The organism is Streptomyces sp. NBC_00009, assembly GCF_045040855.1.
GTDB classification, from domain to species: Bacteria; Actinomycetota; Actinomycetes; order Streptomycetales; family Streptomycetaceae; genus Streptomyces; species Streptomyces aureus.
In genome coordinates this window covers 3,844,616-3,862,635 of record NZ_CP108312.1, presented here as the reverse complement: position 1 = coordinate 3,862,635, position 18,020 = coordinate 3,844,616, and the positions used below count along the sequence as shown (strand labels likewise).

At 69.8% G+C, this 18,020-nt stretch carries 19 protein-coding genes and 1 pseudogene; 10 read left to right on the top strand and 10 right to left on the bottom strand.

Annotated elements, in window-relative coordinates; genetic code table 11:
• Positions 1-81: 81 nt before the first annotated feature.
• The 3 genes from pdhA to OHA58_RS17395 are packed head-to-tail and all read left to right on the top strand — an operon-like array spanning position 82 to position 3,699.
• Positions 82-1,284, top strand: coding sequence for a pyruvate dehydrogenase (acetyl-transferring) E1 component subunit alpha (gene pdhA / locus OHA58_RS17405; RefSeq protein ID WP_405479721.1), 1,203 nt, complete (start codon positions 82-84; stop codon positions 1,282-1,284).
• Between the two features lie 2 nt (positions 1,285-1,286).
• Positions 1,287-2,267 (top strand): alpha-ketoacid dehydrogenase subunit beta, encoded by a 981-nt coding sequence (locus tag OHA58_RS17400; RefSeq protein ID WP_405479720.1) that lies wholly within the window; start codon positions 1,287-1,289, stop codon positions 2,265-2,267.
• A 10-nt stretch (positions 2,268-2,277) separates the two neighbouring features.
• Positions 2,278-3,699: a dihydrolipoamide acetyltransferase family protein gene (locus OHA58_RS17395; RefSeq protein WP_405479719.1), complete on the top strand. Its 1,422-nt coding sequence runs from the start codon at positions 2,278-2,280 to the stop codon at positions 3,697-3,699.
• Positions 3,700-3,762: 63 nt separating this feature from the next.
• Here the strand turns inward: OHA58_RS17395 and OHA58_RS17390 are convergent, their stop codons facing one another.
• The 3 genes from OHA58_RS17390 to OHA58_RS17380 all read right to left on the bottom strand — a co-directional run bounded on the left by OHA58_RS17390 (position 3,763) and on the right by OHA58_RS17380 (position 4,872).
• On the bottom strand, positions 3,763-4,017 hold the full coding sequence (locus tag OHA58_RS17390; protein ID WP_405479718.1) for a type II toxin-antitoxin system RelE/ParE family toxin: 255 nt from the start codon (positions 4,015-4,017) through the stop codon (positions 3,763-3,765).
• A complete protein-coding gene (locus OHA58_RS17385) occupies positions 4,014-4,361 on the bottom strand; it encodes a hypothetical protein (RefSeq protein ID WP_405479716.1) in 348 nt (115 codons plus the stop codon). Before OHA58_RS17385 ends, OHA58_RS17390 begins: the two co-directional genes overlap by 4 nt.
• A 64-nt stretch (positions 4,362-4,425) precedes the next feature.
• Positions 4,426-4,872: an ATP-binding protein gene (locus OHA58_RS17380; protein WP_405479714.1), complete on the bottom strand. Its 447-nt coding sequence runs from the start codon at positions 4,870-4,872 to the stop codon at positions 4,426-4,428.
• Between the two features lie 242 nt (positions 4,873-5,114).
• Between OHA58_RS17380 and OHA58_RS17375 the strand changes: the two genes are divergently transcribed.
• Positions 5,115-5,996 (top strand): helix-turn-helix domain-containing protein, encoded by an 882-nt coding sequence (locus OHA58_RS17375; protein WP_405479713.1) that lies wholly within the window; start codon positions 5,115-5,117, stop codon positions 5,994-5,996.
• Between the two features lie 5 nt (positions 5,997-6,001).
• Positions 6,002-6,211: a DUF397 domain-containing protein gene (locus tag OHA58_RS17370; protein ID WP_405479711.1), complete on the top strand. Its 210-nt coding sequence runs from the start codon at positions 6,002-6,004 to the stop codon at positions 6,209-6,211.
• A 69-nt stretch (positions 6,212-6,280) separates the two neighbouring features.
• On the opposite strand, the pseudogene OHA58_RS17365 reads toward OHA58_RS17370, so the two are convergent.
• Positions 6,281-6,520 (bottom strand): annotated as a pseudogene (locus OHA58_RS17365) (contact-dependent growth inhibition system immunity protein); the annotation flags it as partial.
• Positions 6,521-6,628: 108 nt separating this feature from the next.
• Complete coding sequence (locus OHA58_RS17360) at positions 6,629-7,234, bottom strand: PadR family transcriptional regulator (protein WP_405479710.1); 606 nt, start codon at positions 7,232-7,234, stop codon at positions 6,629-6,631.
• Between the two features lie 64 nt (positions 7,235-7,298).
• Here OHA58_RS17360 and OHA58_RS17355 point away from each other — a divergent pair, with 64 nt between their 5' ends.
• Positions 7,299-8,513 carry an FAD-dependent oxidoreductase gene (locus OHA58_RS17355; RefSeq protein WP_405479708.1) on the top strand — a complete coding sequence of 405 codons (1,215 nt, stop codon included), beginning with the start codon at positions 7,299-7,301 and terminating at the stop codon, positions 8,511-8,513.
• 148 nt (positions 8,514-8,661) lie between these two features.
• Here the strand turns inward: OHA58_RS17355 and OHA58_RS17350 are convergent, their stop codons facing one another.
• Complete coding sequence (locus OHA58_RS17350; protein WP_405479707.1) at positions 8,662-9,567, bottom strand: D-alanyl-D-alanine carboxypeptidase family protein; 906 nt, start codon at positions 9,565-9,567, stop codon at positions 8,662-8,664.
• A gap of 209 nt (positions 9,568-9,776) precedes the next feature.
• Here OHA58_RS17350 and OHA58_RS17345 point away from each other — a divergent pair, with 209 nt between their 5' ends.
• Positions 9,777-10,445 (top strand): GntR family transcriptional regulator, encoded by a 669-nt coding sequence (locus tag OHA58_RS17345; RefSeq protein WP_405479705.1) that lies wholly within the window; start codon positions 9,777-9,779, stop codon positions 10,443-10,445.
• On the top strand, positions 10,442-11,746 hold the full coding sequence (locus tag OHA58_RS17340; protein ID WP_405479704.1) for a nitrate/nitrite transporter: 1,305 nt from the start codon (positions 10,442-10,444) through the stop codon (positions 11,744-11,746). Before OHA58_RS17345 ends, OHA58_RS17340 begins: the two co-directional genes overlap by 4 nt.
• 234 nt (positions 11,747-11,980) lie before the next feature.
• Here OHA58_RS17340 and OHA58_RS17335 read toward each other — a convergent pair whose 3' ends face one another.
• Positions 11,981-12,805, bottom strand: a complete 825-nt coding sequence (locus OHA58_RS17335) for a maleylpyruvate isomerase family mycothiol-dependent enzyme (RefSeq protein ID WP_405479702.1) — start codon at positions 12,803-12,805, stop codon at positions 11,981-11,983.
• A gap of 178 nt (positions 12,806-12,983) precedes the next feature.
• Here OHA58_RS17335 and OHA58_RS17330 point away from each other — a divergent pair, with 178 nt between their 5' ends.
• Entirely contained in the window at positions 12,984-13,805 is an 822-nt protein-coding gene (locus OHA58_RS17330; protein ID WP_405479701.1) for a carbon-nitrogen family hydrolase, read from the top strand.
• Positions 13,806-13,847: 42 nt separating this feature from the next.
• On the opposite strand, the gene OHA58_RS17325 is transcribed toward OHA58_RS17330, so the two are convergent.
• Together OHA58_RS17325 and OHA58_RS17320 are read right to left on the bottom strand one after the other, a co-directional pair.
• Positions 13,848-14,348, bottom strand: a complete 501-nt coding sequence (locus OHA58_RS17325; protein ID WP_405479700.1) for an LURP-one-related/scramblase family protein — start codon at positions 14,346-14,348, stop codon at positions 13,848-13,850.
• Between the two features lie 42 nt (positions 14,349-14,390).
• Positions 14,391-15,266, bottom strand: a complete 876-nt coding sequence (locus OHA58_RS17320) for a YhjD/YihY/BrkB family envelope integrity protein (protein WP_405479698.1) — start codon at positions 15,264-15,266, stop codon at positions 14,391-14,393.
• Positions 15,267-15,404: 138 nt separating this feature from the next.
• On the opposite strand from OHA58_RS17320, the gene OHA58_RS17315 reads away from it, so the two are divergent.
• Entirely contained in the window at positions 15,405-17,210 is a 1,806-nt protein-coding gene (locus OHA58_RS17315; RefSeq protein ID WP_405479696.1) for a thioredoxin-like domain-containing protein, read from the top strand.
• Positions 17,211-17,251: 41 nt separating this feature from the next.
• Here the strand turns inward: OHA58_RS17315 and OHA58_RS17310 are convergent, their stop codons facing one another.
• The gene (locus tag OHA58_RS17310; protein WP_405479694.1) at positions 17,252-17,983 is read right to left on the bottom strand and encodes a DUF4232 domain-containing protein; all 732 of its coding nucleotides are present in this window, start codon (positions 17,981-17,983) and stop codon (positions 17,252-17,254) included.
• Between the last annotated feature and the right edge of the window lie 37 nt (positions 17,984-18,020).

Below are 18,020 nucleotides of genomic sequence, written 5' to 3'. Positions count from 1 at the left end.
CCTCCAGGCCCTCAAAAGGCCGGGGGGAGACCCCCAGGCTTTCCCGGCGAACCCGGGGGCCGGACCGACGGAGGAGCACACGTGACCGTGGACAGCACTGCCGCCGCGCGTACGCCGCGCAAGCGCACCGCTGCGAAAAAGTCTGCGAAGAAGTCCCCGGGGGCGGGAGCGCCCGACCTCGTTCAGCTGTTGAGCCCCGAGGGCCGGCGCGTGGAGGACCCCGCGCACGCCGAGTACGCCGCGTTCGTCGAGGACATCACGGCCGACGAGCTGCGCGGCCTGTACCGCGACATGGTCCTCACCCGCCGCTTCGACGCGGAGGCCACGTCGCTGCAGCGACAGGGCGAGCTGGGCCTGTGGGCCTCGCTGCTCGGCCAGGAGGCCGCGCAGATCGGCTCGGGCCGCGCCACGCGCGACGACGACTACGTCTTCCCCACCTACCGCGAGCACGGCGTCGCCTGGTGCAGGGGCGTCGACCCGACGAACCTGCTCGGCATGTTCCGCGGCGTGAACAACGGTGGCTGGGACCCGAACAGCAACAACTTCCACCTGTACACGATCGTCATCGGCTCGCAGACGCTGCACGCCACGGGCTACGCCATGGGCATCGCCAAGGACGGCGCGGACAGCGCGGTGATCGCGTACTTCGGTGACGGCGCCTCCAGCCAGGGCGACGTCGCGGAGTCGTTCACGTTCTCCGCGGTCTACAACGCGCCCGTCGTGTTCTTCTGCCAGAACAACCAGTGGGCGATCTCGGAGCCGACCGAGAAGCAGACCCGGGTGCCGCTCTACCAGCGCGCGCAGGGCTACGGCTTCCCCGGCGTCCGCGTCGACGGCAACGACGTGCTGGCCTGCCTGGCCGTCACCAAGTGGGCCCTGGAGCGGGCCCGCAGGGGCGAGGGGCCGACGCTGGTCGAGGCGTTCACGTACCGCATGGGCGCGCACACCACCTCCGACGACCCGTCGAAGTACCGGGCCGACGAGGAGCGCGAGGCGTGGGAGGCGAAGGACCCGATCCTGCGCCTGCGCACGTATCTCGAGTCCGAAACTGACACGGACGAGGGATTTTTCGCGGAACTCGAGGCCGAGAGCGAAGCGTTGGGTCTTCGAGTACGCGAGGTCGTGCGGGCCATGCCGGACCCGGACCGGATGGCCATCTTCGAGAACGCGTACGCGGACGGGCACTCGCTCGTCGACGAGGAGCGTGCCCAGTTCGCCGCCTACCAGGCGTCGTTCTCCACGGAATCCGATAGCGACCCCGTCGCGGGCTCGGGAGGCAACTGATCATGGCGGTACAGAAGCTTCCGCTCGCGAAAGCGATCAACGAGTCGCTGCGCGTGGCGCTCGACACCGACCCCAAGGTCCTCATCATGGGCGAGGACGTCGGCAAGCTCGGCGGCGTCTTCCGCGTCACGGACGGGCTGCAGAAGGACTTCGGCGAGGACCGGGTCATCGACACCCCGCTCGCCGAGTCCGGCATCGTCGGCACGGCCATCGGCCTCGCGCTGCGCGGGTACCGGCCGGTCGTGGAGATCCAGTTCGACGGTTTCGTCTTCCCCGCGTACGACCAGATCGTCACGCAGCTCGCGAAGATGCACGCCCGCGCGCTCGGCAAGATCAAGCTGCCGGTCGTCGTGCGGATCCCGTACGGCGGCGGCATCGGCGCGGTCGAGCACCACTCGGAGTCGCCGGAGGCGCTGTTCGCGCACGTGGCGGGCCTGAAGGTGGTCTCCCCGTCGAACTCGTCGGACGCGTACTGGATGATGCAGCAGGCCATCCAGAGCGACGACCCGATCATCTTCTTCGAGCCGAAGCGGCGCTACTGGGACAAGGGCGAGGTCGACACCGAGGCGATCCCCGGACCGCTGCACGGCGCGCGCACGGTGCGCGAGGGCACGGATCTGACGCTCGTCGCGTACGGGCCGATGGTGAAGGTCTGCCTGGAGGTGGCCGCGGCCGCCCAGGAGGAGGGCAAGTCCCTGGAGGTCCTCGACCTGCGCTCCATGTCGCCGATCGACTTCGACGCGGTGCAGAAGTCCGTCGAGAAGACCCGCCGGCTCGTCGTGGTGCACGAGGCCCCGGTCTTCCTCGGTACGGGCGCGGAGATCGCCGCGCGGATCACCGAGCGCTGCTTCTACCATCTGGAGGCGCCCGTGCTGCGGGTCGGCGGCTATCACGTGCCGTACCCGCCGGCGCGCCTCGAGGATGAGTACCTGCCGGGCCTCGACCGGGTGCTCGATGCCGTCGACCGCTCGCTTGCGTACTGAGGAGAGGGCCGTGACGACGATGACAGACGCTGCGCTGGCCGAGTTCAAGATGCCCGACGTGGGCGAGGGGCTCACCGAGGCCGAGATCCTCAAGTGGTACGTCCAGCCGGGTGACGCGGTCACCGACGGGCAGGTCGTGTGCGAGGTGGAGACGGCGAAGGCGGCCGTCGAGCTGCCGATCCCGTTCAACGGTGTGGTGCGCGAGCTGCGCTTCCCCGAGGGAACGACGGTGGATGTGGGGCAGGTGATCATCGCGGTGGACGTCGCGGGCGGATCCGGCTCCACGGCCGCTGCTCCCGCGCCCGTTTCCGTTTCCGTGCCGGAGCCCACGGCGCCCGAGCCCGAGCCCGAGGCTGAGCCGAAGGGGCGGCAGCCGGTGCTTGTGGGGTACGGGGTTTCCGAGGCGTCGACGAAGCGGCGTCCTCGCAAGGGCGACGTGGTGGCGGCCCCCGCGGCGGTCACGCAGCCCGCGCCCGCACCCGCGCCCGAGCCGGTAGCCCCGGTGAAGGGCAACGGGCGCCCGCTCGCCAAGCCCCCCGTGCGCAAGCTGGCCAAGGATCTGGGTGTCGACCTCGCCTCGCTCACGCCCTCCGGACCTGACGGCATCATCACCCGCGAGGACGTGCACGCGGCCGTCGCCCTGGCTCCCGAGCCGGTCGTGACGCAGGTGCAGGCACAGTCGCAGGTGCAGGAGCCGGTCGCCGCCGCGCCGGCCGTCGTCCAGGATGGCGTACGCGAGACCCGCATCCCCGTCAAGGGCGTACGCAAGGCGACCGCGGCCGCGATGGTGGGCTCCGCCTTCACCGCGCCGCACGTCACGGAGTTCGTGACGGTCGACGTGACGCGGACGATGAAGCTCGTCGAGGAGCTCAAGGCCGACAAGGAGATGCAGGGGCTGCGGGTCAACCCGCTGCTGCTCGTCGCCAAGGCCCTGCTCGTCGCGATCAAGCGGAACCCGGAGATCAGCGCCGCCTGGGACGAGGCCGCCCAGGAGATCGTCCGGAAGCACTACGTGAATCTGGGCATCGCCGCGGCCACGCCCCGCGGTCTGATCGTGCCGAACATCAAGGACGCGCACGCCAAGACCCTGCCCGAACTGGCGGTGGCGCTGGGCGAGTTGGTGTCAACGGCCCGCGAGGGCAAGACATCGCCGGGCGCCATGCAGGGCGGCACGGTGACCATCACCAACGTCGGCGTCTTCGGCGTCGACACGGGCACCCCGATCCTGAACCCCGGTGAGTCGGCGATTCTCGCCGTCGGCGCGATTCGGCTCCAGCCGTGGGTGCACAAGGGGAAGGTCAAGCCGCGTCAGGTGACGACGCTGGCCCTGTCCTTCGACCACCGTCTGGTCGACGGTGAGCTCGGCTCGAAGGTGCTCGCGGATGTCGCGGCGATTCTTGAGCAGCCGAAGAGGCTCATTACCTGGGCGTGAGTTGCCTGGGCGTGAGCGAACAACACGGGGCCGGACCTGACGGTGCGGCCCCGTGTGACGTACTCAGGCCGCTGTGCTGCCGACCATGAGGATCTTGATCGTGACGGTGCCGCCGTCGATCTCGTACGTGGCCCGGTAGGCGCCGACCCGCAGGCGCCGCAGGGGCGTGCCGCCGAGCTTGCTGCTGGCGGAGGGTTCCGGGTGGTCGGCGAGGGTGTTGATCGCCTTGAGCAGTGGTTTCACCGCGTCGCCGTCGCGGGCCCTGAGTCGCTTGAGGCCCTCGGACGCGGTCCTCTCCCAGACGATGGTGTACGTCAAGAGGCTTCCGATCCGGCGGCGATGGCCTCGATCTCTTCCTGGGTGGACGTCGGGCCGCCGACGGCGCGCGCGTACAGAGAGACGGCGACGTCGGCAAAGTCGATCGCAGCCCGGCGGGTCTTCTCGTCCGTGGCCGAGTCCGCCAGTGCCTGGGTCCACCAGTGGTTGAGGAAGGCGTCGAAGCCCTCGGGGTCGGACAGGAGGCCCAACTCCACGTAGAAGCCGGCCCGGTGATCGAGTCTCAGGGCCCCGCCGATCGCATCGACATTGCGGTGGATGTCCTTGCCCGCGAAACCTGTGGTTTCCCGAGCTCCGGCCACCGCGGTCTGCCACTCGGCTGCCATGTGCGTCCCCTTTCGCCGTGCGGCCAAGGTACCGGTCTGGCACTCTCGGAGACGGCTCGGCAGCCTACGCATCCGGGCTCCTCGGAATATCGAGTTCCGCCCAGACCGTCTTGCCCACGGTGAGCTTCTCCACGGCCCATCGCTTGGCGAGACCGCCGACGATGAGCAGTCCGCGCCCGAACTGTTCGCCGTCCTCCGCGGCGCGGACCTCCGGCAGGCGCTCGCTCTTCGGGTCGGTGACGGCGACGCGCAGCACGCTGCCGACGAGTGACGTCTCCACGCGAAACAGCCGGTCCCGTAAACACCCGTGCAGCAGCGCGTTCGTGCACAACTCGCTTGCCAGCAGCGCCGCGTCGCCGGCTGCGCCGGGATGGCCCCACGCGGCGGCGAGCTGGGCCACGTGTCTGCGGGCGAGGGGGATGTTCTGCGGGAACGGGGTGTAGCTGACGGCGTCGTAGCGGTCGTAGCGGTCGTAGGGCTTGGGGAGTCCGGGAGGACAGGAGTCGGTCACCGGAACGCACCTCCTTGTGCGATGTGGGGGCCAGGTGAGGTGGCTCTGCCGTGCCGTATCGGATGCGGGCAGCACGGTGCACTTCCGCCAACTGGTGTCGCTGAGTGGGCGATTGAGTACTGACGGTAGCGATAGAAAGGGAGGGCCAGCAAGTCTGAGGCCATAAATTTCTACTCGAACTTGCTTGCTCGCAGTGTGGCGACGGCGCAGACTGTGACCAACTCGGCGAGAGGAAAGGCAAGATGGCAGGCAGGAGCCCTGATCGCGGCGTGTCCGTGTCCACCGTGCTGGCACGCAGACTGGGCGGTGAGCTGCTGCGCATGCGCGAGGCGCGCGGGTTGCGTCAGGCACATGCGGCCGAAGCGTTGTCGGCCTCGGTGGCCAAAATCGCCAAGATGGAGCGCGGGTTGGTGCCGATCCGCGACCCGGACATTCGTGCCCTGTGTCACCTGTACGGCGAGACCGACGAGGTGGTGGTCGGGAGGCTGCTGACGCTTGCGCGGACGGATCGAGAGAGACGCAAGGCCCACGGCTGGTGGAACCAGTACCCACAGCTTCCCGCCATGGTCGAGTACGTGGCCCTGGAGGACATCGCCACCAGCATCCGTACCTGTCAACTCTCCTTCATTCCAGGCCTATTGCAGACACCGGACTATGCGCGGGCCGTGGCGGTCGGAGCCGGCTCGTGGGAAGACCCGAGCGAAATCGAGCCCTTCGTGGAGGCGAGGCTGGCCCGTCAGGCGCGACTGCGATCGGAGCGACCGCTGGAGCTGTGGGCCGTGATGCACGAGGGGGCGCTGCGCCAGCTCGTCGGTGGCCGCGACGTGATGAGGGAACAACTGGGGCATCTGCTGGACCTGGCACACATGGACACGGTCAGGGTGCAGGTGGTCCCGTGGCTGGCAGGTGCGAACCCGGGCATGATCGGGGCGTTCAGCATCGTCTCGTTTGCCGACCCCGGCGCGCTGGACGTCGTACATATGGACGTACCCTCTTCTACGCTCTGGTTGGAGAGCGAGGAGGACGCCGCCCAGCACGGTCGGATCTTCGACCGCATCGCACGGGTGGGGCTGGCGGAGCGCAACGCTCTCGACCTGATCGAAGCCATTCGCAAGGAGATGTAGGCCTGATGACCGAGTTCGAGTTCGTCAAGTCCAGCTACAGCGGCGGAGATGCCGGCCAGGAATGCGTCGAAGTCGCCCGCAACATCCCCGGCACCGTCGCCGTCCGTGACTCCAAGGGCCTGGACGGGCCCGTACTCCGGGTCGCCCCCTCGGCCTGGGCCGCGTTCACGGTGCACGTGGGGCAGGGAACGGGCGGCGCACCTCACCACTCGTAGACCGCCCGCCGGATCAGTCCCTGCCGACCTGGATCAGTACGGTTCCAGGAAACTCATCGGCGGGCGCGGTCACTTCACATCGCCCTGCGACGGGGGCCCGTACTCGGCCCGCGGCCCGGCGAGCCGATCGGCGACCAGCGCGAGCCAGCCGCTCGGCGCGTACGGTGCCGGCGGGTCGACCTCCATCCCCAACTCGGCTACCGCGAGGGCGTAGTCGGACTCGTCCAGGTCCAGGGTGAGCAGCTCATGAAGTCCCCCGGCCAAGCGAGCCACGAGGTGCGGGTCGGTAGCGGCCCGGTAGTCCTCGACTTTCGTCGATCTGACGGATCATCCGGCCGGGTCCGGGCAGGATGAGACCGCGTAACTCCGGACCGTCTCACTGGAACCAGTTGCACTCCTCCGCACCCCTGAGGTCTCCTACTCGTCCTCGTTCGCCATGGCCAACAGCTCCTCCGGTGACCACTCCAGCCGCCCCGCGGCAAGATCGGTCAGCACCCCCCGGACCCATGCCAGCTCCGCAGCGGTCATCGTGCGCACATACTCCGACTCCAGAGCCGCAATCCGCGGCAGCCCGCTCTCCGCCTCCTGGGCGAGGTCTGCCTCGTACGTGGCAAGCGCGGCCTCCAGCGCAGCCGCCCGGCGCGTGAGGGCGTCGGCCATCGCCTCTGGCGTCAGCAGCATCAGCAGCGACAGCGCTGCCGGGAACGCCGGGAACTCCTGCTTCGGCGTGGCCAGCATCTCGTCCAGCCAGCGGTGAGCGGTCTTGCTGCCCGCGTCTGTCACCTCGTACACCGTGCGCTCGGGGTACTGCGCGTCCCGCCCGGTCTCCCGGACTGCGATCAGCTCGGCCTCCAGCAGGCGGTCCATGGTCCGGTACAGGCCGGCCCGCTGGCCGACGTTGACGACCTGGTCCTTGCCCCACTCCTTGAGCAACCGCTGGACACCGTACGGATGCAGTGGCTTGTAGTGCAGCAGGGCCAGGACGGTCAGGGCGAGGGGGGAACTCCGGGGCGCAGTGCTCATGCCTCGATGCTACCCACAGGCAAACTAGTTGACTAGAGACTAGTAGTGCTGTAACTATCAAGTCATGACGTTTTCGACTGGCACGACGAACGGCAAGGTTCGCTCCGCACTGGTCATCGGCGGCGGTATCGCCGGCCCCGTCACCGCGATGGCGCTGCAGCAGGCCGGCATCGAGGCGACGATCTTCGAGGCGTACGACGGCCCGGCCGACGAGGTCGGCGGCGGCATGGGCCTCGCACCCAACGGCTTCCAGGCCTTCGACGCGATCGGCATCGGGGACGCGATCCGCGCGGTCAGCACCCCGATGAACGGCATCGTGCTGCAGAGCTGGAACGGCAAGAAGCTGGCCGAGTTCGGCACGCCGGCGGGCATCGACCCGACCCGCTTCGTGATCCGCGCCGAACTGTTCGGCGCACTGCGCCGGGCCGCCGACGAGCTCGGCATCACCACCGTGTACGGCAAGCGCATCATCGACGCGAACGAGGAAGCCGACGGCGTCACCGCCCGCTTCGAGGACGGCAGCACCGCGACCGCCGACGTGCTGATCGGCGCCGACGGTCTCCGCTCCACCGTCCGCCGCCTCATCGACCCGAGCTCTCCCGCGCCGCGGTTCGCCGGCACCGCCGGTTTCGGAGCCATGGTTGCCGATGCCGGCGTCCCGAGCACAGACGGCATGATGCACATGACCTTCGGCAAGCGGTGCTTCTTCGCCTGGCAGGTCTTCGCCGACGGCACCGGCATCTGGTTCATCAACCTCCCGGTCCCGCAACCGCTCTCGGTCAACGAGCAGCGCGGGCGCGGCGGCGCGTACTGGCTGTCGCACCTGGCGCAGGCCTGCGACGGAGACGTCACTCCGGCCAAGCGGATGCTGGCCAGCACAGACCCGAAAACGATGCTCTTCGCCGGCAGTACCGAAAACATGCCACGCCTCGCCAGTTGGAGCCGCGGCCGGATGGTCCTCACCGGGGACGCGGCCCACGCGCCCTCGTCCAGCTCCGGCCAAGGCGCCTCGCTGGCGGCGGAGAGCTCCGTCGAACTCGCCCGCTGCCTGCGCGATCTGCCGCTGCCGCACGCTCTCGCCCGCTACGAGGAGCTGCGCCGCCCCCGGGTGGAGCGGATCATCAAGGAGACAGCCCGCACCAACGCCCGCAAGGCCGCGGGCCCGATCGCCCGTGTGGTCCGCGACGCCCTGCTGCCGACGATGTTCAAGCTGATGAAGCCCGAGAAGAACGCCTGGCAGTTCCAGTACCCGATCGAGTTCGACGCGCCTGTGGCCTGAACGCACAATCCGGGGCGCACTTGCAAGCGGTAAGAAGCGCTCGTCCGGGGTGATCGCCTGGCGGATCAACAGGGTCTGGACCGGGCGAGCGCGATGAGGGGCCCGCCGCGGCATGCGGCGGGCCCCTCATCCATGGAGCTGTCGAGGACTACTTCTTGAACCCGTAGTCCATGAGCTTCTTCGCGTCCGCCGTGCGGTTGGTGACCGAGGAGGACGCGAGGACCGTGCCGATGACCGTCTTGCCGTTGCGGGTGGCGGCGAAGACCAGGCAGTACTTGGCCTCGGGGCCCGAGCCGGTCTTCACGCCGATGGTGCCGGAGTAGCTGCCGAGCAGGTTGTTCGTGTTGGACCACGACATGTAGCGGTAGCCGCCGCTCTTCGTGGTGACCTTCTGCTTCGTCGACGTCGTCTTCACGACCGTGCGGAACGTGGAGTTCTTCATCGCGGACGACGCGATCTTCGTCAGGTCGCGCGGCGTCGAGTAGTTCGAGCCGCTGCCGATGCCGTCGAACGAGTCGAAGTGCGTGTTCTTCAGGCCCATGTCGGTGGCGGCCTTGTTCATCTTGCCGATGAAGGACTTCACGCGGGCGGCGCGGGTGGTGCCGGAGCCGAACTTGTCGGCCAGGGCGTAGGCGGCGTCGCAGCCGGACGGGAGCATGAGCCCGTACAGGAGCTGGCGGACGGTGACCTTGTCGCCGACGATCAGGCGGGCCGACGACGCGTTCTTCGCGACGATGTAGTCGCTGTACGCCTTCTGGATCGTGACCTTGGAGTCCAGGTTCAGGTTCGACTGCGCCAGGACGACCTTCGCGGTCATGATCTTGGTGGTGGAGCCGGTGGAACGGCGGGTGTCCGCGGCCTTGGTGAACAGGCTCGTACCGGTCCCGTTGTTCATCACGTAGCCGCCCGCGGCGACGATCGTGGGAGTGGGCAGCGTGGCGGCCTGCGCGGAGGTGGCGAAGACCCCGCTCGCCAGGACCGCACCGGCGGTCACGGTGGTGGCGGCGAAGGTTACGCGGCGAATGCCTGAGATGCCCTTAATGCGGGTTTTCAAGTTGAACGCTCCAAATGCCCCTGGAATGCGGCCACGTGAGGGTGCCGCTCGCTGAAGAGACTCACGAGTGTGGCGGATGGATGTGCCGGGATGCGGAGTATTTGTGCGGACCGTTCGTGGCGAGAGGCGGCGCCCACCGTTTGGGGGTGCTGCGTCCGCATCCTGGACGGCCTCCGGCGATGCGTACGTGTTGTATCTATGATGTGCGCATGCCTTCAGCGCCCCCGTCCCCCGCCGCCGTCAAGCGACCACCAGCGGCCGACCGCGTCTACGACCACGTCAAGCGCAGCGTCCTCGAACGCCGCTACGAGGGCGGGACGTTGCTCACCGAGGGCGAGCTCGCCGAGGCCGTAGGGGTGTCCCGCACCCCGGTGCGCGAGGCGCTGCTCAAGCTGGAGGTCGAGGGGCTGATCAAGCTCTACCCGAAGAAGGGCGCCCTGGTCCTGGCCGTCTCCGCGCAGGAGATCGCGGACGTCGTCGAGACCCGCCTCCTCGTCGAGGAGCACTCCGTACGCAAGGTGGTCCCCGCGCCGGCGAGCCTGATCGCCCGCCTGGAAGAGCTGCTCTCGCTCCAGCAGACCCAGGCCGCCGCGGGCGAGTTCGCCGACGCGGCCGGCACCGACCGCTGCTTCCACGCCGAGATCGTGCGCAGCGGAGGCAACGCGATCCTCTCCCGCCTCTACGACCAGCTGCGCGACCGCCAGCTGAGAATGGGCGTCGCCGTGATGCACTCGCACCCGGACCGGATCGCCAAGACGCTCACCGAGCACGAGGAGATCCTCGACGCGCTGCGCGCAGGCGACGCCGAGGCAGCCGTCGCCGTAGTCCGACGCCACGTCGGCTGGTTCTCGAACCTGGCGCGGGGCGAGGTCCGATGAGCTCCGCAGGCACCGCGACGCTGCCCGGGGACCCGCCCGGCGGCCGCAGGGCCATGGGCGTCTGGTCCATCGGCGTCGCCGTCTACTTCGTCGCCGTCATCTTCCGTACCTCGCTGGGCGTCGCGGGCCTCGACGCCGTCGAGCGCTTCCACATCAACGCCTCGGCGCTGTCCACGTTCTCGATCCTCCAGCTGCTCGTGTACGCGGGCATGCAGATACCCGTCGGCCTGATGGTCGACCGGCTCGGCACCAAGCGCGTCCTGACGATCGGCGTCGTCCTCTTCACCATCGGCCAGCTCGGCTTCGCGTTCTCGCCCTCGTACGGGACGGCCCTCGTCTCGCGCGCGCTGCTCGGCTGCGGCGACGCGATGACGTTCATCAGCGTGCTGCGGCTCGGTACCCGCTGGTTCCCCGCCCGGCGCGGGCCGCTGGTCGCGCAGCTCGCGGGCCTCGTCGGCATGGCCGGCAACCTCGTGTCGACCCTCGTGATCGCGCGGCTGCTGCACGGCGTCGGCTGGGAGGCCGCGTTCGCCGGCAGCGCGCTCGCCGGAGTCGTCGTGCTCGTCCTGATGCTGCTCTTCCTCAAGGATCACCCGGAAGGCTTCGAGCCGGAGCCCGTGCGGCACACCGGCGGGGCCTTCGTCCGCGGACAGATCCTCGCGTCCTGGCGCGAGCCGGGCACACGGCTCGGTCTGTGGGTGCACTTCACGACGCAGTTCCCGGCGATGGTGTTCCTGCTGTTGTGGGGCCTGCCGTTCCTGGTGGAGGCGCAGGGCCTCTCGCGCGGGACCGCCGGTGAACTGCTCACCCTCGTCGTGCTGTCCAACATGCTGATCGGGCTCGTCTACGGGCAGATCGTGGCCCGGCACCACATGGCCAGGCTGCCGCTCGCCCTCGGCACGGTCGCCGGTACGGCTCTGATGTGGGCCGTGACGATCGCCTACCCGGGGGACCACGCGCCGATGTGGCTGCTGGTGGTGCTGTGCGTCGTGCTCGGTGCGTGCGGGCCCGCGTCCATGATCGGGTTCGACTTCGCGCGTCCGGCGAACCCGCCCGAGCGGCAGGGGACCGCTTCCGGGATCGTCAACATGGGCGGGTTCGTCGCGTCGATGACGACGCTGTTCGCGGTCGGGGTCCTGCTGGATGCGACCGGCGACAACTACCGCATCGCGTTCTCCGCGGTGTTCGTCCTCGAGGCGCTCGGGGTGAGCCAGATCCTGCGGCTGCGCCGGCGCGCGGACCGCCGGGAGCGGGAGCGCCTGGTGGCGAGCCGGGTGGAGACGGTGCACGTGCCCGCTTAAGCGGTTCCTGCGTGAGGCTTCTCCGCGCAGACGTACGCGTAGGCGGCCTGAGACGTACCGCGCCTGAGACGTACCGCGCCTGAGACGTACCGCGCCTGAGACGTGCCGGGCCTGAGCCGTACCTGCGTAAGACCTCCCCGCGCAAGACGTCCCCGCGTAAGCGACGGGCCCCGGTTGCCGTCTCCGGCACCGGGGCCTTTCCCGTCCGCTCCGCCGCCCTGGCCCCCGTAAGGGCTACGGCGTCGTGGACAGCGAGTTCAGGATCGCCTGGGCGAGGTCCAGGTCGCCCTCCGTCTTGACCCGGTCGGACACCGCGTCGGGCGTCACGCGGCCGCAGGCCAGCTTGACGTAGGTCTCCCAGTCGAGGGAGAGCGTCGCGGCCGGGCCCAGCGACGGTGCGCCGTCGACCGTGCCGCGCCCGTCCGCGTCCACACGCACCGTGCGCAGGAACTCGACCGGCCCGTGCACATCGAAGACCACCGCCGAGTTCGCGGGCGCAGACGCGTCCTTCGCGACGACCTTCGGCAGAACGGCGAGCAGCATGTCGCGCGTGACGTACGCGCCCGGCGAGTCGAGGTTGCCCGGCCGGCCGACGGCCACGCGCAGGTCCTGCTCGTGCACCCACACGTCGAACGCCCGCTTGCGCATGGCGAATTCGAGGGTCTCCTCCGTGCCGAGCGGCCCGCGCACCATCGCGCCCGGCTCACGCGACTCGTTGCGCAGCTGCCGGGAGCGCCGGATGATCGTGTACTCCAGCTCGGACGTCATCTCGGGCGCCGTGTGGTGGCGCCGCACGTCGACCTGCATCTCCATGTACCGCTGGTGCTCGTTCTGTACGTGGTACAGGTCGCGCGGCAGCGTGTGGATGGGCCGCGGGTCGCCGAGCATCTCGCAGTCGAGGCCGATGACATGGGACACGATGTCCCGCACCGACCAGCCGGGGCAGGGCGTGGCCCGGTTCCATTCGCCCTCCACCAGGGGCGTCACCAGCTCGGATATCGCTTCGATGGAATGGGTCCAGGCATCGGCGTAGGACTGAAGACTGGGGTGGAGACTCACGGAACGGGACCCCTCGGGCGGTTGTGGCGCGGGCAGTGGGTGTCTTGGAGCGCGTCTGCGGGGGTCCGGGGGGAACCCCCGGAAATGCACAGTACGCTGCGGGCAGGCACCCCGGCAGTGCTTTCGTGTGACGATCGTAGGCCTGTGTAGACGGCTCGAATGCCAGGACGGTGGTACTGTGCGCGCCTCGCTCATCCAGATCCGTGTAGATGATGACGAATCGCCCAATTCCCGTCGGCTGCGGGCCGCTTCGATGGTGCGGGAACAAGCCGGGTCCGCCGACCTCGTCGTCCTCCCCGAGCTGTGGACCACCGGCGCCTTCGCCTACGAGGCCTTTTCGACCGAGGCGGAGCCCCTGGAGGGCCCGACGTACGAGGCGATGGCGAAGGCCGCGAGCGACGCCGGCGTCTGGCTGCACGCGGGCACGATCCCCGAACGCACAGTGTCTGACAGCGGCTCCGCCGCGGGGGACGGGCCGCTCTACAACACCGCGCTCGTCTTCTCCCCGGACGGCGAACTCGCCGCCGCCTACCGCAAGATCCACCGCTTCGGCTTCGACAAGGGCGAGGCCGTGCTGATGAGCGCGGGCGAAGAACTCGTCACCGTACGCCTGCCGGAAACCGTCCTCGGCGTCACCACCTGCTACGACCTGCGCTTCCCCGAGCTGTACCGGGGCCTCGTCGACCGGGGCGCCGAGACGCTCCTCGTGTCCGCCGGCTGGCCCGAGCGGCGCCGCGCGCACTGGACGCTGCTCGCCCAGGCGCGCGCCGTCGAGAACCAGGCGTACGTACTGGCCTGCGGCACCGCCGGTACGCACGCCGGGGTGCCGCAGGCCGGGCACAGCATCGTCGTGGACCCCTGGGGCGAGGTCATCGGGGAGGCGGGCGCCGGCGAGGAGGTCCTCACCGTCGAGTTCGACGCGGCGGGCGTCGCCGCGACCCGCGAGCGGTTCCCGGCGCTCAAGGACCGGCGACTGGGGCTGGAGCCGCCTCGACGGTGAGGGAGCGTCAGCCGTCGCTTGTCAGCGGTCGCTCGTCAGTGGTCACTTGTCAGCCGACCCTCGCTCCTTCTCCGCCAGGTGGATCACGCACACCGCGATGGCGATGAGCAGCGCCGGGTCCGCGTCCTCACGGATGACGTCGACGCCGTACGTGTCGCGGACCCGGAGCCAGCGGCGTGAGATGTGGGCGAGCATCTCGCCGCCGTACTCGACGACGAACTCGCGGTCCAGGATCTTTCCGCTGACGTCGAGCTCGGTCCCGTCGACCAGTTCGACCCGGTAGTGGTTGCGCAGCAGGGACAGGCGCTTGCGCTTGATCTTGGCGAGGGCTTCGTCGCCGCGCTCGATGACCATCGTGTCGCGCAGGGCGAACATCTTCTCGTGGATGTCGATGAGCACCCGCCCGTCGGTCCCCTTCAGCTCGAAGGTGTCCCGCAGGCGCATCGCCTTGCCGTCGACGAGGAAGGCCTTGTGGCCCTGCTCGTCCTCGATCCAGTAGTCCTCGCCCACCGCGAAGAGCCGCTCTCGAACTTCGTATCTCATACGTCGAAGGGTGCCCAGCCCGCACGCGCGGACTCTCCCCCCTCACTCGGGCGGCGGTGTCCCGAGGCGGCGGGCGAGGGACGGCTCCTGGGCGAGGACGTACCCCGTGGCGATCCCCACGCACACGACCGTGAACAGCACGATGAGCCACGACAGCAGCGTGAACACGAGGCCGAGGGGGCCGAACTCGGCCACGGAGCGGTTCAGTGTCACCGGCATGTAGAAGCGCGACGCCCAGGCGAGAACGACCACGCCCGTGCCGGTCAGGAGGGCGCCCGGCAACAGTGGCAGCCACGGCACGCGGCTGCCGAGCAGCATGTGCTGCGTCCACCACCACAACAGGGTGCTCGACGCGAACGACAGCGGCATGCCGAGCCAGGAGCCCAACCCGAACCCCTCACGCAGCAGCCCCTGGACCACCAGCGCGGACAGCCACACCAGCAGCCACACCAGCCACCGCCACGCGATGAGGCGCAGGCCTGCGGGCGGCACGTGCCAGGAGCGCTCGCACACGCGTTGCAGCGCGCGGCTGCACGAGGTCGCTGACAGCAGCGTGACGAGGACGCCGACGGCTCCCGAGGTATCGCGTGCGGTGTCGTCGGGTGCGCCGAACACCTGCCGGACCTGGTCGAGGGCGGGTCCGGACAGGCCGAGCGCGTACGTGGCCGACTCGACGAGGCGGTCCCGCACAGCGGTCGGGGCGAACGCGGCGATGATGAAGAGCACGGGGACCGCCGTCAGGAAGGCCTGCGCGGCCAGCCGCGTCGAGGAGTCGAGGAGACTCACGTCCACCATCTGCCGGGTCAGGCGCGTGATGAACGGCAGCCGCTTCCGCAGCTCCCCGGCCCGCGTGGCGCCCCACCGCGTGACCTTGGCCAGGGTGCCGGTGAGACCGCCGCGTGCGCTGTCGTCTCTCATAGCTGCCAAGCGTCGGCCACGTGCCGCCCGCTCCGCCCGCAGACGCGCCGCCGGGGCCTGCGGCGGCTACGGGACGACGTACCCGCTCACGTGGATGCCCCTACGGGGCATGCGCTCGCTCAGTGGCACCCTTGACCCATGAACGATGTCGATCCCGCACCCCGTCGCGCCCGTGTCCGTGCCCCCGAGCTCATCGGCAAGGGTGGCTGGCTCAATACGGGCGGTAAGCAATACACCCTGGCCGATTTGCGGGGACGCATCGTCATTCTGGATTTTTGGACATTTTGTTGCGTGAATTGTCTGCATGTCCTCGACGAGCTGCGTGAGCTCGAGGAGAAGCACCGGGACACCGTCGTGATCGTCGGGGTGCACTCGCCGAAGTTCGTGCACGAGGCCGAGCACGCCGCCGTGGTCGACGCCGTCGAGCGGTACAACGTCGAGCACCCCGTCCTCGACGACCCCGAGCTTGCGACCTGGAAGCAGTACGCCGTGCGGGCCTGGCCCACGCTCGCGGTGATCGACCCCGAGGGGTACGTCGTCGCGCAGCACGCCGGCGAGGGGCACGCCCACGCCATCGAGAAGCTGGTCGAGCAGCTGGAGGCGGAGCACGGCGCGAAGGGGACGCTGCGCCGCGGCGACGGGCCGTATGTCGCCCCCGAGCCGGTCGCGACGGATCTGCGCTTCCCCGGCAAGGCGCTCGTGCTGCCGTCCGGGAACTTCCTGGTCTCCGACACGACCCGGCACCAGCTCGTCGAGCTGGCCGAGGACGGCGAGAGCGTCGTACGGCGGATCGGCTCGCCCGGCGACTTCAACGAGCCGCAGGGCCTCGCGCTCCTCGACGACGCGACCGTCGTCGTGGCCGACACGGTGCACCACTCGCTGAAGGCCGTGGACCTCGCGAGCGGGGACATCACGACGCTCGCGGGTACCGGCCGGCAGTGGTGGCAGGGCGCGCCGACCAGCGGCCCCGCCCTTGAGGTGTCGCTGTCCTCGCCGTGGGACGTCGCCGTCTTCGGCGGCAAGGTGTGGATCGCCATGGCGGGCGTGCACCAGCTGTGGACGTACGACCCGGAGACGAAGAGTGTCGCCGTCGCGGCGGGCACGACGAATGAAGGGCTCGTCGACGGGCCGGGGGCCGAGGCGTGGTTCGCGCAGCCGTCCGGGCTCGCGGCGACCGGCGAGCGGCTGTGGGTGGCCGACTCGGAGACGTCCGCGCTGCGGTACGTCGACCTGGACGGCGCCGTGCACACGGCGGTCGGTACGGGTCTCTTCGACTTCGGGCACCGGGACGGCGCCGCCGAACAGGCGTTGTTCCAGCACCCGTTGGGCGTGACGGCTCTGCCGGACGGTTCGGTCGCGGTCTCGGACACGTACAACCACGCCCTGCGCCGCTACGACCCGGCGACCGGTGAGGTCACCACGCTGGCGACGGATCTGCGGGAGCCCAGCGACGCGGTGCTCGTGGGTGGGGACTCATCGGAAATCGTCGTGGTGGAGTCGGCGCGGCACCGGCTGACGCGGCTGCGGCTTCCGGAGGAGGCCGTGCGGGTCGAGTCGGTCGCGCACCGGACGCAGCGCGCGGCGACCGAGGTCGCCGCGGGCAAGCTGCAGTTGGATGTGATCTTCCAGGCTCCGGCGGGTCAGAAGCTCGATGTGCGGTACGGGCCCTCGACCCGGCTCCTGGTCTCCTCCACCCCGCCGGAGCTGCTGGCCGCGGGCGACGGGGCGGACACGGACCTGTCGCGCGAGCTGGTCCTGAACCCGGAGGTGGCGGAGGGCGTCCTGCACGTGTCGGCGATGGCCGCCTCGTGTGACGACTACCCGGCCAACGAGTACCCGGCCTGCCACGTCCACCAGCAGGACTGGGGCGTGCCGGTCCGGCTCACCGAGGGTGGCGCGGACCGGCTGCCGCTGGTGCTCGCGGGCATGGACGACCGGGGCTGATCCGGACTGGCAGGGGCTGACCGGGGCTGACGGAGCGCCGGTCAGCCGGCGTACGGGCGCTTGGTGTTCCAGGAGAGCACCTCGATGCCGTCGGCGCGCTTGCCGGCGTACTCCACCTCGCCGGGGGTGACCAGCTTGACGGACTCGCTCGAGTCGTCGGAGTTGTTCCTGACCAGGGACAGGCGGATCGACTTGAAGTAGTCGTCCTCGGCCTTGGTCTCCTGGTAGACGTTGATCGCGGAGTAGACCGTGCCGCCGGGCTGCACGACGATCGGCTGGGCGGGCTGCTGGTCGTCCTTGGCGAGCGGCGCGTCGCCGTTGGCCTCGCCCGGGGTCACGACGGGGAACTTCTGCACGGTGCAGGCCGTGGCGGAGCGGTTGACGGCCGTGATGAGCAGGTGGTCGCCCTGCTGCTCGGGGTTCTCGCGCTTGAGGGAGTAGTCGAGGTAGCCGACCTTGCACTCGGGGGCCTTCTTGGCCGCCGTGCCGCCGGTCGTGCCGGTGCCGGTGCCGGTCTGCTTCGCGCCGGCCGCGGCGGCGTCCGTGCCGCCGGAAGCCTTCGACGAGCCGGTGCCCGAGCCGGTGCCCGAGCCGCTGTCGGAGCCGGTGTTCTCGGCGCCGGAACCGGCGGAGTCGGTGGCCGCCTTGTCCGTGGAGGCGGCGCCCGAGTCCTTGGTGCCCTCACCGCTGTTGCAGGCGGTGAGGGACAGGCTCAGGGCCGCGAGGGCGGCGACGGCGAGGACGGTGCGGGAACGGTTGCGGTGGGTGTTCATGGTGGGCTCCCCCGTGTGAATGGTCCGTGCGAATGGG